The organism is Streptomyces sp. HUAS YS2 (assembly GCF_033343995.1).
Taxonomy (GTDB): domain Bacteria; phylum Actinomycetota; class Actinomycetes; order Streptomycetales; family Streptomycetaceae; genus Streptomyces; species Streptomyces solicathayae.
Window position 1 is genome coordinate 4,207,775 of sequence record NZ_CP137573.1, and the last position, 13,585, is coordinate 4,221,359.

Here is a 13,585-nt window from a genome sequence, read left to right on the forward strand (position 1 = left end):
GATCGACCGGGGGGCTTCTTTCATGGAGCGGACGACGAGATTCGAACTCGCGACCCTCACCTTGGCAAGGTGATGCTCTACCAACTGAGCCACGTCCGCCTGCGCCGAAGCGCTGCGCCAACTATACCCAACCTTTCGCCCGGGCGAGACGCACCGCCGTGTGGCGGTTCTCCGCACCGACCTTCGCAGCGGCCGAGGAGAGGTAGTTCCGGACCGTGCCGGGGGAGAGCGAGGCGCGCTCGGCGATCTCCGCGATGGGCGCCCCGTCGGCCGCCAGTTCCAGCACCTCGGCCTCCCGGGCGGTCAGCGGGGAGTCGCCGGCGGAGATCGCGTCGGCCGCCAACTCCGGGTCCACGTAGCGGTTTCCGGCCTGGACGGAGCGGATGATCTCGGCGAGCCGCTGGGCGCTGACGGTCTTCGGGACGAAGCCCCGGACGCCCGCGGCGAGGGCCCGCTTGAGGTGCCCGGGGCGTCCGTGACTGGTCACGATCATGGTCTTGCAGTCGGGGAGCCGGTCGCGCAGGGATGTGGCGACCCTCACACCGTCCGCCCCCGGCATCTGCAGATCGAGCACCGCGACGTCCGGCTCGTGGGCGAGCGCCATGGCCAGTGCCTCGGGCCCGGACGCGGCCTCCGCGACGACCACGAGGTCGTCCTCCAGCGCGAGCAGCGCGGCGAGCGCGCCGCGGATCAGATGCTCGTCGTCGGCGAGCAGCACGCGCACGGTCATGAAACGTTCTCCTTCCGCGCCGACGGCACCGCGCCGACGGCGTCCGCAATGCCCGGGGGAACGGGCTCGGGTACGGATCCCTCTGCGTCCAACAGTCCACCTGTCAGCGACACTCGGGCCGTCACGCGGAATCGGCCGCCCGTCTCCGGGGCCGCCTCCAGCGTTCCGCCGACGGCCGCCAGGCGCTCGCGCAGGCCGGCGAGGCCGGAGCCGGGGCGCCGCGCCGGAGACTGATCCGCGGGGTCCGCCGGGTCCCCTACGCCGTCGTTCTCGACGACCAGCAGCACCGCACCGTCCTCCTCGCGCAGCGAGATCAGGCACTGCCGCGCGTCCCCGTGCCGCAGCACGTTCGTGGTGGCCTCGCGGACCACCCAGCCCAGCGCCGACTGCACCTCGCCGGGCAGCTCGATCCCGGCGGGATCCATCGCGCAGGTGATGCCCGCCGCGGCCAGCACGCCGCGCGCGCCCTCCAGTTCGACCCGCAGGTCCGCCTCGCGGTAGCCGCGTACGACGTCGCGCACCTCGCGCTGGGACTCCTGCGCGATCCGCTGTACCTCGGTCATCTGGTCCACCGCGGCCTCGGGCCGCCCGCGCCGCGCGAGCTGAACGGCCAGCTCGCTCTTGAGCGCGATCACCGACAGGTTGCGGCCCATGACGTCGTGCAGGTCGCGCCCGAACCGCAGCCGCTCCTCGGCGACGGCCAGGCGGGCCTTGAGGTCCCGGGACCGTTCCAGCTCCCAGACGGTGCGCAGCAGCCAGCCGGAGAACCCGCAGGCGGCGACGAGGCTGCCGCCGCTCAGTGCGACCCCGAGCGGGTAGGCGAGGACCTGCGGCCAGTCCAGGCCGAGGACGAGCGCCGCGAGCCCGGACCCGAGCGAGGCGACCAGCACGGTGCCGGCCATCTGCCGCGTGGACCGGATGCACAGGGCGACCGATCCGAGCGTGAACGCGGACGAGCCGACGACGACGGCGCCGGCGACCCCCGGGTCCGTGAGCGTGCGCGTGGACTGCAGCGTGATGAGCGTCAGCGCGCCGACCGCGGTCAGCCCGGCGACCACGGCCATGAGCCGCACCGGGCGTTCCCGCCGGTCGAGCTGCCAGTCGATGGCGCGCGAGCTGAGCAGCCCGCAGAGCGCGGCGAGCACCACGACCAGCAGGGCGACCGCCAGGGCCGGTCCGGTGCCGAGATCCCCGTGCGCGTGGCTGGTGAGCGGGACGAACCCGACGCCGGTGACCTCGAGCAGGATGAAGAGGTGGAAGGTCCACCGCGTGTACAGCTCCACCTTGGCCGCGCTGCTGCGGCCGCTCCACCACCCCGTCAGCCTGGACACGGCCGACCCCCCTGTTCTCGCGTACCCCTAGCGCCGCGGTTCCCAGCGGAACCACCGCTGGACAGCAAACACGCTCAGCACGATCCAGGCCACCGTCGTGATGCCGGCGCCCAGCAGGTCCTTCGCCCCGACCTCGGCGACGCCGAGCCAGCCGGCCCGGATCAGGTCCATCACGCCGCTCAGCGGGAGGAGCGAGCAGACCGCCGCGAGCGGGTCCGGCAGCGAGCCGGCGGGCAGCATCAGCCCCGAGCCGACCGAGGAGACCAGGAAGAACGGCAGCGTGGTCAGCCCGGCGCTCTCGACGGACCGGGTGATCACCGTGGTGACGGTGGCCAGCGCGGCCAGCAGGACGATGCCGCCGAGCACGCCGAGGATCAGCAGGTCGGGGCGGTCCGGGGCGGCCGTGTCGAGGGCGAACGGGCCGGCGACGGTCAGCACGGCGCACTGCACCAGGGCGATCACGGTGGCCGGCAGCGCCCCGCCGGCCAGGATCTCGATGTCCCGGGCCTCTCCTGTGCGGAGCCGCTTCAGGACCAGCTCGTCGCGGCGGGCGACGAGGGTGGAGACGAGGCTCATGTAGACGACGAGCATCAGCACCATCCCGGTGCCGCCCACGAGGGTCGCCCCGCCGATGCCCATCGGGACCTTGTCGTCGTCCAGGCCGGAGAGCGACTGGCGCAGCAGGAAGATCATCAGCACCGGCATGAGCAGGGCGATGAACAGGTTGTTCCGGTTGCGCGAGAGCAGGGTGAGCTCGGCCCGCCCGAGGGCGGTCAGGCGCGCGGCGGTGGCGGTCATCGGATCTCTTCCAGGTCGGCGGTGCGGGAGTCGGGGGTACGGGAGGCGGACGCGGTGTCCGTACGGAAGCCGGTCGGGTCGTCGGCGCGGGAGGCGATCTCCAGGAAGGCCTCCTCCAGGGAGGCGGAGCGCGCGTCGAGCGCGTCGAGCCGTACGCCCTTCTCCGCGGCCCAGGCGAGCAGCGCTCCGAGCGCGTCCTGGAGTTCGTGCGTACGGATCTCCACCCGCGGCCCGTCCGCGGCGGCCCGCAGTCCGAGCGGCAGCCGCTCCGCGCCGACGCCCTCGGGGAGCCGGAACCGGATCCGCGCGGGCCGCTCCGCGGTGACCTCGGCGGGGGTGCCGGAGGTGACGATGCGTCCCTTGTGCATGATCGCCAGCCGGTCGGCGAGGGTCTCGGCCTCCTCCAGGTAGTGCGTGGTGAGGAGCACCGTCGTCCCGCCGTCGCGCAGCCGGCGGACCAGCTCCCAGGTGTCGCGACGGCCCTCGGCGTCCAGGCCGGTGGACGGCTCGTCGAGGAAGAGCACCTCGGGGCGGCCGAGCAGGGCGAGCGCGAGGTCGAGGCGGCGGCGCTCGCCGCCGGAGAGCTGCTTGATCCGGACCTTGGCGCGGCCGGCCATCCCGACCATCTCCAGGGCCTCGCCGGCGGGCCGGGCCCCGGTGGTGCAGCCGGCCCACATGCGTACGGTCTCGGCCACGGTGAGCTCGGACGGGAAGCCGCCCTCCTGGAGCATCACGCCGATCCGCGGGCGGACGGCGGTCCGCTCCGTGTACGGGTCGTGGCCGAGCACCCGGACGGTGCCGGCGGTGGGCCTGGCCAGGCCTTCGAGGAGCTCCACGGTGGAGGTCTTGCCGGCGCCGTTGGTCCCGAGGAGGGCGAAGATCTCGCCCCGGGGCACGGCGAAGGAGATCCCGTTCACGGCCTCGAAGCCGCCGGAGTAGGTCCGGTGGAGGCCGTCCGCCTCGATCACGTTCGTCATGACCACAAGACTTCCGGCGGACGGGGTCGTACAGCAGTGCGCGCTGTCACGGGTGCTCATGACAAATGTCATGGGGTGCGAACACACGACAAAGGCCCCGGTTCCGAAGAACCGGGGCCTTTCCACGTCGCGGTAGCGACATGCTGTTACAGCCGAGCGGACGACGAGATTCGAACTCGCGACCCTCACCTTGGCAAGGTGATGCTCTACCAACTGAGCCACGTCCGCATTGCTTCCGACCGTCAGCTTCTCCGTGAGAGAGGCCGCTGGGCGGTGCGAGCACCACTGTACCTGATCCACCGGAGTGGTCGGTAATGCGATGCAGAGCGGGTGACAGGAATTGCACACTGCGCCTTCCCCCTGGAAGGGGGATGTTCTGCTACTGAACTACACCCGCACGCTGCGTGAGGTCCGGCCTGTCGGCCTCGCCCCTCGGCGTGATCCAGACTCTAGCCGATCGGCGGGGGTGCATGGCAAATCGCTTCCTGGCGGAGTGTCAGCGGGTCGGCTCAACTGGCCTCGCGGAACGCCTCGTAGACCCGCTTCGGGATCCGCCCGCGGGCCGGCACCTCCATCTTGTTGGACTGCGCCCAGGCGCGGACGGCGGCCGGGTCGGGGGCCAGCGCGGTGACCGTGCGGGGCTTCGCGGCCGGGGCGGTACGTCCGGCGGCCTGCTTTCGTCCGGCGGCGACGTACGGGGCCAGGACCTTGCGCAGTTTCTTTGCATTGGCGGGATTGAGGTCGATCTCGTACGTCTTACCGTCGAGGCCGAACGTGACCGTTTCCGCCGCTTCTCCGCCGTCGATGTCGTCGAAGAGCGTGACCACTACGCGCTGCGCCACGGATATCGGTCCTTTCCTGCGGTTCGTCGCGTCCCGCCTGCCTGTTGGGCTGGCCTGACGTGCGGCGATGCCGGATTCTCCGGCGGTCGAGGGGCAATGCGGCTTTCCTCTGCATTCCTTTGTACAGCGGTTGGCACGACATCGTGAAGCCCCGGCAATTCCATCAGCGTGTCACGCCGGCTGCAATGGGCGCCGCGATTTTTCACGTGGATTTTTCTTGGTGGCCTTTGTGTGCTCCTCCAAAAGTCTACTCGCGTAGAATTTGGAGGCAGGTACGCTGATGGAACCGCCCACGCAACACACCACCGGGAGTGCCAGTGGCACGCGTCGTAGTCGACGTCATGCTCAAGCCGGAGATCCTCGACCCGCAGGGACAGGCGGTGCAGCGTGCACTGCCCCGCCTCGGGTTCCAGGGGATCGCCGACGTCCGTCAGGGGAAGCGCTTCGAGCTGGAGGTGGAGGGTCCGGTCGACGAGGCCGCCCTCGCCCGCATCCATGAGATGGCCGAAACCTTCCTCGCCAACACCGTGATCGAGGACTTCACCGTGAAGGTGGAGTCGTGACCGCTCGCATCGGAGTCGTCACCTTCCCTGGGACTCTCGACGACCAGGACGCCCTGCGCGCCGCCCGCCTCGCGGGCGCCGAGCCCGTCTCGCTGTGGCACCGCGACAAGGACCTGAAGCAGGTCGACGCCGTGGTCCTGGCCGGCGGTTTCTCCTACGGCGACTACCTGCGGGCCGGAGCCATCTCCCGCTTCTCGCCGGTGATGGAGACGATCATCGAGCAGGCGAAGGCGGGCATGCCCGTCCTCGGCATCTGCAACGGCTTCCAGATCCTCACCGAGGCCCACCTGCTGCCGGGCGCGATGCTGCGCAACAACCACCTGCACTTCATCTGCCGCGACCAGAAGCTGCGGGTGGAGAACGCGGACACCGCGTGGACCGTGGACTACGAGCAGGGCCAGGAGATCCAGGTCCCGCTCAAGAACATGGACGGCCGGTACGTCGCCGACGAGCGCACGCTCGACGAGCTGGAGGCCGAGGGGCGGGTCGCCTTCCGGTACCTCGACATGAACCCGAACGGCTCGCTCCGCGACATCGCGGGCATCACGAACGCCGCGGGCAACGTGGTCGGCCTCATGCCGCACCCGGAGCACGCCGTCGAGCCGCTGATCGGTACGGGCCGTACCGACGGGCTCGGTTTCTTCACCTCGATCCTCAAGAAGCTGGTCAACGCCTGATGAGCCTCGACACCGTCAAGCACGCGAGCGAGACGCCGGACAGCGAGCAGCCCTGGAAGGAGCTCGGCCTCAAGGAGGACGAGTACGCGCGCATCCGCGAGATCCTCGGCCGCCGTCCCACCGGCGCCGAGCTCGCCATGTACTCGGTCATGTGGTCCGAGCACTGCTCGTACAAGAGCAGCAAGGTCCACCTGAAGCAGTTCGGCGAGAAGGTCCCCGACAACGACGCCATGCTCGTCGGCATCGGCGAGAACGCGGGCGTCGTCGACGTCGGCCAGGGGTACGCGGTCACCTTCAAGGTCGAGTCGCACAACCACCCCTCGTACATCGAGCCCTACCAGGGCGCGGCCACCGGCGTGGGCGGCATCGTCCGCGACATCCTCGCCATGGGTGCCCGCCCGGTCGCGGTCGTCGACCCGCTGCGCTTCGGCGCGGCCGACCACCCCGACACCAAGCGCGTGCTGCCCGGTGTCGTCGCCGGCATCGGCGGCTACGGCAACTGCCTGGGCCTGCCGAACATCGGCGGCGAGGTCGTCTTCGACTCCTGCTACCAGGGCAACCCGCTGGTCAACGCCGGCTGCATCGGCGTGATGAAGCACGAGGACATCCACCTCGCCAAGGCCTCCGGCCCCGGCAACAAGGTGATCCTCTACGGCGCCCGCACCGGCGGCGACGGCATCGGCGGCGTCTCGGTCCTCGCGTCCGAGACCTTCGACGACACCAAGCCCACCAAGCGCCCCGCGGTCCAGGTCGGCGACCCGTTCCAGGAGAAGCTCCTCATCGAGTGCACCCTGGAGATCTTCAAGGAGAAGCTCGTCGCGGGCATCCAGGACCTCGGCGGCGCCGGACTCTCCTGCGCCACGTCCGAGCTGGCCTCCGCGGGCTCCGGCGGCATGCGCGTCGAGCTGGACACCGTGCCGCTGCGCGACGCGACGCTCTCTCCTGAGGAGATCCTCATGAGCGAGTCGCAGGAGCGCATGTGCGCGATCGTCGAGCCGCAGCACGTCGACCGCTTCATGGAGATCTGCGAGAAGTGGGACGTCACCGCCACCGTCATCGGTGAGGTCACGGACGGCGACCACCTGGAGATCTTCTGGCACGGCGAGCTGATCGTGGACGTGCCCCCGGGCACCGTCGCCCACGAGGGCCCGACGTACCACCGCCCGTACGCCCGCCCCGAGTGGCAGGACGCGCTGCAGGCGGACGACGCGGGCAAGCTGGACCGCCCGCAGACCGGCGCCGAGCTGAAGGACCAGGTCCTGAAGCTGATCTCGTCGCCGAACCAGGCCTCGAAGTCCTGGATCACGGACCAGTACGACCGCTTCGTGCAGGGCAACACCGTGCTGGCCCAGCCCGAGGACGCGGGCATGGTCCGGATCGACGACGAGACCAACCTCGGCGTGGCGATGGCGACGGACGGCAACGGCCGGTACGCCAAGCTCGACCCGTACACCGGCGCGCAGCTCGCGCTGGCGGAGGCGTACCGCAACGTCGCCGCCTCCGGCGCCAAGCCGCTGGCGATCTCGGACTGCCTGAACTTCGGTTCGCCCGAGGACCCGGCCGTCATGTGGCAGTTCGCCGAGGCCACCCGTGGTCTCGCGGACGGCTGCCTGCAGCTCGGCACCCCGGTGACCGGCGGCAACGTGTCGCTGTACAACCAGACCGGTGAGGTCGCGATCCACCCGACGCCGGTCGTGGCCGTGCTCGGTGTGATCGACGACGTCAACCGCCGCACCCCGATCGCCTTCGCGGAAGAGGGCCAGCTCCTCTACCTGCTCGGCGACACCAAGGAGGAGTTCGGCGGCTCGGCGTGGTCCGAGGTGATCCACCAGCACCTCGGCGGCATGCCGCCGGCCGTGGACCTCGACCGCGAGAAGCTGCTCGGCGAGATCCTGATCTCGGCGTCCCGCGACGGCATGATCGACGCGGCGCACGACCTGTCCGACGGCGGTCTCGTGCAGGCGGTCGTCGAGTCCTGCCTGCGCGGCGGGAACGGCGCGCGCCTGGTCGTCCCCGAGGGCCTGGACGCCTTCACGTTCCTCTTCAGCGAGTCGGCGGGCCGTGCGGTCGTCGCCGTCCCGCGCAGCGAGGAGCTCCGCTTCACCGACATGTGCGGCGCGCGGGGTCTGCCCGCCACCCGCATCGGTGTCGTCGACGGTGACGCCGTCGACGTCCAGGGCGAGTTCGCGCTCTCCCTGGAGGAGCTGCGCACCGCGCACGAGGCGACGATCCCGGGCCTGCTGGCCTGACGCATCGCGGTACCGAGGAGGCCCCTGCCGAAAGGCGGGGGCCTCCTCGCGTTTCCCGTGCGGGAGAGTTGCACGAGATTACGTGATTACGTAATCTCGTATCCATGGAGCTGGAAGAGCGCGTCGCCGAGCTGGAGCGGCGCATGGCGGCCCTGGAGGGCGCCGGGCGCACGGAACACGCGCCCACCGAGGGCGACTTCTGGGCACTGGACGGTCTCAAGGCGCAGCTCGCCGAGACCGGATCGTCGGACGGCGGGGTGCTGTTCACCGGCGCGGTGGCGCTGCCCACCGCGGAGCGGTACGAGTGGCAGTTCGGCGCGCTCACCGAGGACCTGCTCGACCGCGACTGGTCCGAGGCCGCCGACTCGTTCGCCGCGCTCGGCCATCCCGTACGCCTCCGGCTGCTGCGGGAGATCCTCGGCGGCCGGCGGACCGCCGCCGAACTGGCGGAGCTGGAGGAGATCGGCACGACCGGCCAGATCTACCACCACCTGCGGCAACTGACTGCCGCCGGCTGGCTCCACACCACCGGACGCGGACGCCACGAGGTGCCGGGGGCGCGGGTCGTCCCGCTCCTGGTGCTGCTGACGGCGGCCCGTCCCTGACCGCACGCACAGGTTCTCAGGGGGAAACGTTCATGTCCGTACGCAAGGTCGCGGTGATGCTCCACCGCGCGCTGTGGCTGCTGTTCGCCGGGCAGGCGATCGCCTCGGTCTTCGTCGACCTGCCCTACCCGTACTGGGCCGGCTGGCTGCCGGCGCTCGTCGCCGCCGCACTCGGGTTCGGGCTGGTGGTGACCGCGCGCCGGGAGGTCGCGGCCCTGTCGGCGCGGGAGCCGGTCGAGGTGCTGCCCCCGGTCACCGGCCGCTGGTCGGCGCTGAACAGCCCGGCCGACCGTACGCCCAGCCACGGCACGCACCAGTACGGCCAGACGTACGCGATCGACATCGTCGCCGAGTCCGACGAGCGGGCCCGTCCCGCGTTCGCCGCGTTCTGGCCGGTCGTGCGGCACAACCGGGACTTCCCCGCGTTCGGCGCGCCGCTGCTCGCCGTCGCCGACGGGACCGTCGTCCACGCAGAGGACGGGCAGCGCGACCACCTGAGCCGCAACTCGTTGCCCGCCGTGCTCTACCTGATGCTGGTCGAGTCCGCGGCCCGTGCGCTGCTCGGCGCCCACCGGGTCACCGGCAACCACCTCGTCCTCGACCTGGGCGACGGGACGTTCGCGATGTACGCGCACCTCCAGCGGGGCTCCCTGGCCGTGCGCCCCGGCGACCGCGTCACCGCCGGCCAGGAGCTGGCCCGCTGCGGGAACTCCGGCAACTCCACCGAGCCGCACGTGCACTTCCAGCTGATGGACGGCCCGGACCTGGACACCGCCCGCGGCGTGCCGTTCACCTGGAGCGGCGTGGGGGTGCCCAAGAACGGGGAGACGTTCGAAGCCGGACGCGCCGCCTACTCGGCCTGACCCCAGAAGGCGTCGCACTCGTCGATGTCCTCGACGCACTCGTCGACGTCGGTCGCCTTGTCCCCGACGATCGTGAAGAAGAGGCCGCCCTTCATCTCGATGCCCCGGTCACCGCGGTCCGCGTGCCACTTGTGCACGGCCATCACGTGGCCGCGGCCGTCCGGATAGACGCCCTCCAGCTCCACGCGGAAGGTGCCGTGGGTCAGCTCCATGAGCTGGCCGAAGTGGGCCAGGATGTTGTCGCGGCCCTTGAAGTGCCCGGACATCTGGCTCTCGCCGGGCGAGTGGTGGACGCAGTCGCCCGTCATCAGCCCGGCGAGCGTCTCCATGTCTCCTGCGCCGAAGGCCTCGTAGCCATTGCGCACCAGCGCGGCGTGAGGGTGTTCCGCCATGGTCGTTCAGCCCCTCTCGTAGCCTTCTCTTCAGTCTCCGCCGGGGGTTACGGCCCTGCCACACGGCGACCGGACTAGCCTCGGGCCCATGCCACCTGCCAAGAAGCGCACGCGTTCGTACGACTCCGCCAGGACCCGGGCCGCCGTGCTCGCGCAGTTCGAGAACGTACGGGCGGCCGTCGCCGCGCTCACGCCCGAGCAGCTCGCCGGGCCGACCCGGCTGGGCGAGTGGACGGTACGGGAACTGGCCGCGCACCTGACGATGGCGGTCGGTGCGGTCGCCCGGTACCTCGCCGAGCCCGAGCCGGCGAAGCAGGAGCTGACGCTTCTGGACTGGCCGTTCGCCACGGCCACGGCGGCGGCCCAGGTCGACGAGGACACCCGGGCGATCGACACCGGCGACCTGGCGGCGCTGTACGCGGCGACGGCGGAGCGGTACACCGAGCGGCTGGCCGGCACGTCCGACGACCGGCTGGTGCCGACCCGCTTCGGCGCGATGCGGCTCGCCGACTTCCTGGTCACCCGGACCGTCGAGCTCGTCGTCCACACCGACGACCTGAACGCGGCGACCGGGCTCGACATCCCGTACGACCGCCAGGCCCTCGCCGCCTGCACCCGGCTGCTCGCGGACGCGCTGGCGGTGAAGGCCCCGGGCGGCGCGGTCGAGGTCAGGGTGCCGCCCTTCGCCGTGGTCCAGTGCGTGGAGGGGCCCCGGCACACCCGCGGCACCCCGCCGAACGTGGTCGAGACCGACCCGCTGACCTGGATCCGGCTGGCCACCGGCCGTACGGACTTCGCGACGGAACGCGCGGCGGCCCGGGTGAGCGCGAGCGGCGAGCGCGCGGACCTGGCGGGGCTGCTGCCCCTGATGGGCTGACGGGGGAACCGGTACGGGGGCGGCTCCGTCCCATCGGCATGCAGAAGCCGATCGTCACCGCAGCCGCCGCCCTGGCCTCGCTCGTCCTGCTCACCGCCTGCGGCACCGAGACCGGGTCGGGGGGCGGGGCCGGGGCGGTCGGCTCCGACGCGTTCGTCGCCAACGTCCGCTGGACCTTCGACACGCTCACCGTGGACGGAAAGAAGACGACCGCCCCGCCCGGCGCGTACGTGGAGTTCGGCGAGGACGGCCGGGCTTCCGGCAACTCCGGCTGCAACCACTTCGGCGGCGAGTCCGAGGTGAGGGGCGACACCCTCACCGTCACCCTCGGCGAGACCACCGAGATGGGCTGCGACGCGTCGCTGCAGAGCTTCGAGACGCTGCTGCACAAGACCTTCGACGGCAGGTTCAAGGCCGTCGTCGACGGCGACACCCTCACCCTGACCCGCTCGGACGGCGACACCCTCGTCCTCAGCTCCCAGCCGCCCGCCCCGCTCAAGGGCACGAAGTGGACCGTCGAGTCGCTGGTCTCCGGCGACACCGCCTCCTCGCTGCCCGCCGGCACCGAGGGCCGGGCGCACTTCGTCATCGCGGAGGACGGCAAGGTCACCGGAAACCTCGGCTGCAACCGCTTCAGCACCACGGCCACCGTCTCCGGCTCCACGATCACGTTCGGCCGCCTCGCCTCCACGCGGATGGTGTGCGCCCCGCCGCAGATGAAGGTGGAGGAGGCGATGTCGAAGGTCTTCGAGAGCAGGGCGACGTACGGCCTCCACGTCCGCTCGCTCACCCTCACCGCACCGGACGGCACGGGCGTCGCGGCGGCCACGAAGCCGGTCACCAAGGACTGAGCCCGGCTCACCGGGGACCGAGCCCCCGGCTCACCGGGGACCGAGCCCCCGGCTCACCGGGGACCGAGCCCCCGGCTCACCGGGGACCGAGCCCCCGGCTCACCGAGTGCCGATCCTCAGGCCGGGTACGGCAGCAGGCCGGCGTTCACCGCCTCCCAGGCGGCCCGCAGCTCCGCCAGTCGCTCCTTCTCGTACGGGGCCCGGTCCGCCTGCTCCCGGACGTCCTCGGACAGGTGGAACAGCTGGTCGCGGCCGGTCTTGCCGCGGTAGTACTTCCAGTCGCCGCGCCGCAGCGCGCGCTCGCCGCGCACCCGCCAGAACAGGTCCCGCTCGGGCACGTCCGTCCCGCGCAGCAGGTGGCCGGCCAGGCTGGTGCCGTCCAGCGGGTACGCCGGGTGCGGCCGGGCGCCGGCCAGCTCGAGGAGGGTGGCGGTCCAGTCGGGCGTGAACACCGGCAGGTCGCTGACCTGCCCGCCGTCGATCCGGGCCGGCCAGCGCAGGAGCGCCGGGACGCGGATGCCGCCCTCCTGGAGGGAGCCCTTGTTGCCGGAGAGCGGCCAGTTGTAGGAGAACCGCTCGCCGCCGTTGTCGCTGGCGAAGAAGACCAGGGTGTTCCGCTCCTGGCCGGAGCGCTTCAGGGCCTGGAGCACCTCGCCGACGGAGCGGTCGAGGTCCTCGACCATCTCCTTGTACTTGGCGAGGGAGCCGCCGTCCTGGTGCCAGAGCGCGCTGCGGTCGCCGGCCTTGATCCGGCGGACGATCTCGGCGCTCTCCTCGGTGTCGCCGTCGGCGATCCAGGGCCAGTGCGGGGTGGTGAAGTTGAGGTTGAGCAGCCAGGGCCGGTCGTGGTCCCGGCTCACGTACTCGCTCGCCCGCTCGGTGAGGATCCGGGTGTAGTAGCGCAGGTCCTTGTACTCGGCGTCGCCCTCGTACAGGTCGTACTCGCCGCCGAGGCCGAGCTTGGAGTAGTACTCCAGGGCTCCGCCGAAGTTGCCGAAGAACTCGTCCCAGCCGGACCGGGTGGGGGAGTAGTCCGGGAGGTAGCCGCAGTGCCACTTGCCGATGAGGCCGGTGGCGTACCCGGAGTCGCGCAGCAGCGAGGCGAGGGTGGGGTGGGTCGGCTCCAGGCCGACGGACTTGTCGGCGATCGGCTCGGCGAGCCCGCCCTTCGTCCGGCCGGGGAAGCGGCCGGTGTAGAGGCTGAACCGGGTCGGGGAGCAGGTCGCGGAGCCGGAGTACGCGTCGGTGAACCGGACGCCCTGGCGGGCGAGGCGGTCGAGGTGCGGGGTGCGGATGTCGGGGGAGCCGTAGGAGGAGAGGTCGGCCCAGCCGAGGTCGTCGCCGAGGATGAAGAGGATGTTGGGGCGCGGGCCGGAGCGCGCGGGGGCCGCGGCGCGGAACGGCCGTTCCCCCGCCTGCTCCTGGGCCTGCGCGGTGCCGGAGCCGGCGGCGCCGAGCGCGGCGGCGGCCGCCCCGGCGACGGCGGCCCCGCCGAGGGCGCGACGGGACAGTCTCTGGGCGTGCGAGGACATACGGGTGCTCCTTGGGAGTGCCCGCGCGGGGAGGCGCGGGCAGGGGAGGGCGCGACGCGGCGGCCCGCGGGGACGGACGCGGGCGCGTCGGGGACGCCGGAACTCAGGGCTGGGAGTACTCCGCCGGGACGGTGGCGGGAGGGATCGACCCGACGAGGCGGGTGCGGGCCTGCCGGGGAGGCGGCCAGGGGAACTGCTTACGCGCAGCGACAGATGGCGCTCGCGACACGGACCAGGTCGACGTGGCGGCGCTCCACAAGGGTGACCATCCGGTCACGGAGGGGCTGCATGATCGGTG

At 71.8% G+C, this 13,585-nt stretch carries 15 protein-coding genes and 3 tRNA genes; 7 read left to right on the forward strand and 11 right to left on the reverse strand.

Translation table 11 applies throughout. From position 1 onward, the window contains the following. Positions 1 to 23: 23 nt before the first annotated feature. From R2D22_RS19390 to R2D22_RS19425, 8 genes are all read right to left on the reverse strand, one after another. A tRNA-Gly gene (locus tag R2D22_RS19390) sits at positions 24 to 99 on the reverse strand. A 22-nt stretch (positions 100 to 121) separates the two neighbouring features. Then, positions 122 to 730: a response regulator transcription factor gene (locus R2D22_RS19395; protein ID WP_318105231.1), complete on the reverse strand. Its 609-nt coding sequence runs from the start codon at positions 728 to 730 to the stop codon at positions 122 to 124. Next, positions 727 to 2,061, reverse strand: a complete 1,335-nt coding sequence (locus tag R2D22_RS19400) for a sensor histidine kinase (protein WP_318105234.1) — start codon at positions 2,059 to 2,061, stop codon at positions 727 to 729. Before R2D22_RS19400 ends, R2D22_RS19395 begins: the two co-directional genes overlap by 4 nt. Positions 2,062 to 2,088: 27 nt before the next feature. After that, positions 2,089 to 2,859: an ABC transporter permease gene (locus R2D22_RS19405; RefSeq protein ID WP_318105235.1), complete on the reverse strand. Its 771-nt coding sequence runs from the start codon at positions 2,857 to 2,859 to the stop codon at positions 2,089 to 2,091. Beyond that, complete coding sequence (locus R2D22_RS19410; RefSeq protein WP_318105236.1) at positions 2,856 to 3,836, reverse strand: ABC transporter ATP-binding protein; 981 nt, start codon at positions 3,834 to 3,836, stop codon at positions 2,856 to 2,858. The genes R2D22_RS19405 and R2D22_RS19410 overlap by 4 nt, the downstream gene beginning before the upstream one ends. Positions 3,837 to 3,991: 155 nt before the next feature. Then, positions 3,992 to 4,064, reverse strand: a tRNA-Gly gene (locus tag R2D22_RS19415). A gap of 97 nt (positions 4,065 to 4,161) precedes the next feature. After that, positions 4,162 to 4,233, reverse strand: a tRNA-Gly gene (locus R2D22_RS19420). Between the two features lie 112 nt (positions 4,234 to 4,345). Further along, positions 4,346 to 4,678, reverse strand: coding sequence for a histone-like nucleoid-structuring protein Lsr2 (locus tag R2D22_RS19425; protein WP_318105237.1), 333 nt, complete (start codon positions 4,676 to 4,678; stop codon positions 4,346 to 4,348). 317 nt (positions 4,679 to 4,995) lie between these two features. Here R2D22_RS19425 and purS point away from each other — a divergent pair, with 317 nt between their 5' ends. From purS to R2D22_RS19450, 5 genes are all read left to right on the forward strand, one after another. Beyond that, positions 4,996 to 5,241, forward strand: coding sequence for a phosphoribosylformylglycinamidine synthase subunit PurS (gene purS / locus R2D22_RS19430; protein ID WP_318105238.1), 246 nt, complete (start codon positions 4,996 to 4,998; stop codon positions 5,239 to 5,241). Then, positions 5,238 to 5,918, forward strand: coding sequence for a phosphoribosylformylglycinamidine synthase subunit PurQ (purQ, locus tag R2D22_RS19435; RefSeq protein WP_318105239.1), 681 nt, complete (start codon positions 5,238 to 5,240; stop codon positions 5,916 to 5,918). Before purS ends, purQ begins: the two co-directional genes overlap by 4 nt. Further along, positions 5,918 to 8,167: a phosphoribosylformylglycinamidine synthase subunit PurL gene (gene purL / locus R2D22_RS19440; protein WP_318105240.1), complete on the forward strand. Its 2,250-nt coding sequence runs from the start codon at positions 5,918 to 5,920 to the stop codon at positions 8,165 to 8,167. Before purQ ends, purL begins: the two co-directional genes overlap by 1 nt. A 104-nt stretch (positions 8,168 to 8,271) precedes the next feature. Continuing rightward, positions 8,272 to 8,772 carry an ArsR/SmtB family transcription factor gene (locus R2D22_RS19445; protein WP_318105241.1) on the forward strand — a complete coding sequence of 167 codons (501 nt, stop codon included), beginning with the start codon at positions 8,272 to 8,274 and terminating at the stop codon, positions 8,770 to 8,772. Positions 8,773 to 8,804: 32 nt separating this feature from the next. Then, positions 8,805 to 9,635, forward strand: coding sequence for a M23 family metallopeptidase (locus R2D22_RS19450; RefSeq protein ID WP_318105242.1), 831 nt, complete (start codon positions 8,805 to 8,807; stop codon positions 9,633 to 9,635). Here R2D22_RS19450 and R2D22_RS19455 read toward each other — a convergent pair. Then, complete coding sequence (locus R2D22_RS19455) at positions 9,623 to 10,027, reverse strand: nuclear transport factor 2 family protein (protein WP_318105243.1); 405 nt, start codon at positions 10,025 to 10,027, stop codon at positions 9,623 to 9,625. The genes R2D22_RS19450 and R2D22_RS19455 overlap by 13 nt on opposite strands. Positions 10,028 to 10,115: 88 nt before the next feature. Here R2D22_RS19455 and R2D22_RS19460 point away from each other — a divergent pair, with 88 nt between their 5' ends. Then, the gene (locus tag R2D22_RS19460; RefSeq protein ID WP_318105244.1) at positions 10,116 to 10,904 is read left to right on the forward strand and encodes a maleylpyruvate isomerase family mycothiol-dependent enzyme; all 789 of its coding nucleotides are present in this window, start codon (positions 10,116 to 10,118) and stop codon (positions 10,902 to 10,904) included. 38 nt (positions 10,905 to 10,942) lie between these two features. Further along, positions 10,943 to 11,755, forward strand: a complete 813-nt coding sequence (locus R2D22_RS19465) for an META domain-containing protein (RefSeq protein ID WP_318105245.1) — start codon at positions 10,943 to 10,945, stop codon at positions 11,753 to 11,755. 116 nt (positions 11,756 to 11,871) lie between these two features. Here R2D22_RS19465 and R2D22_RS19470 read toward each other — a convergent pair whose 3' ends face one another. Continuing rightward, a complete protein-coding gene (locus tag R2D22_RS19470; protein WP_318105247.1) occupies positions 11,872 to 13,287 on the reverse strand; it encodes a sulfatase family protein in 1,416 nt (471 codons plus the stop codon). A gap of 197 nt (positions 13,288 to 13,484) precedes the next feature. After that, entirely contained in the window at positions 13,485 to 13,577 is a 93-nt protein-coding gene (locus R2D22_RS36140; RefSeq protein WP_411977046.1) for a putative leader peptide, read from the reverse strand. Positions 13,578 to 13,585: the final 8 nt, after the last annotated feature.

Excerpts from the sequence above, each read along its gene's own strand:
- R2D22_RS36140 (WP_411977046.1), bottom strand. The coding sequence starts at position 13,577 with ATGCAGCCCCTCCGTGACCGGATGGTCACCCTTGTGGAGCGCCGCCAC.
- R2D22_RS19445 (WP_318105241.1), top strand. The coding sequence starts at position 8,272 with ATGGAGCTGGAAGAGCGCGTCGCCGAGCTGGAGCGGCGCATGGCGGCC.
- R2D22_RS19465 (WP_318105245.1), top strand. The coding sequence starts at position 10,943 with ATGCAGAAGCCGATCGTCACCGCAGCCGCCGCCCTGGCCTCGCTCGTC.
- R2D22_RS19395 (WP_318105231.1), bottom strand. The coding sequence starts at position 730 with ATGACCGTGCGCGTGCTGCTCGCCGACGACGAGCATCTGATCCGCGGC.
- R2D22_RS19450 (WP_318105242.1), top strand. The coding sequence starts at position 8,805 with ATGTCCGTACGCAAGGTCGCGGTGATGCTCCACCGCGCGCTGTGGCTG.
- R2D22_RS19460 (WP_318105244.1), top strand. The coding sequence starts at position 10,116 with ATGCCACCTGCCAAGAAGCGCACGCGTTCGTACGACTCCGCCAGGACC.
- purL (WP_318105240.1), top strand. The coding sequence starts at position 5,918 with ATGAGCCTCGACACCGTCAAGCACGCGAGCGAGACGCCGGACAGCGAG.
- R2D22_RS19455 (WP_318105243.1), bottom strand. The coding sequence starts at position 10,027 with ATGGCGGAACACCCTCACGCCGCGCTGGTGCGCAATGGCTACGAGGCC.
- R2D22_RS19470 (WP_318105247.1), bottom strand. The coding sequence starts at position 13,287 with ATGTCCTCGCACGCCCAGAGACTGTCCCGTCGCGCCCTCGGCGGGGCC.
- R2D22_RS19405 (WP_318105235.1), bottom strand. The coding sequence starts at position 2,859 with ATGACCGCCACCGCCGCGCGCCTGACCGCCCTCGGGCGGGCCGAGCTC.
- R2D22_RS19410 (WP_318105236.1), bottom strand. The coding sequence starts at position 3,836 with ATGACGAACGTGATCGAGGCGGACGGCCTCCACCGGACCTACTCCGGC.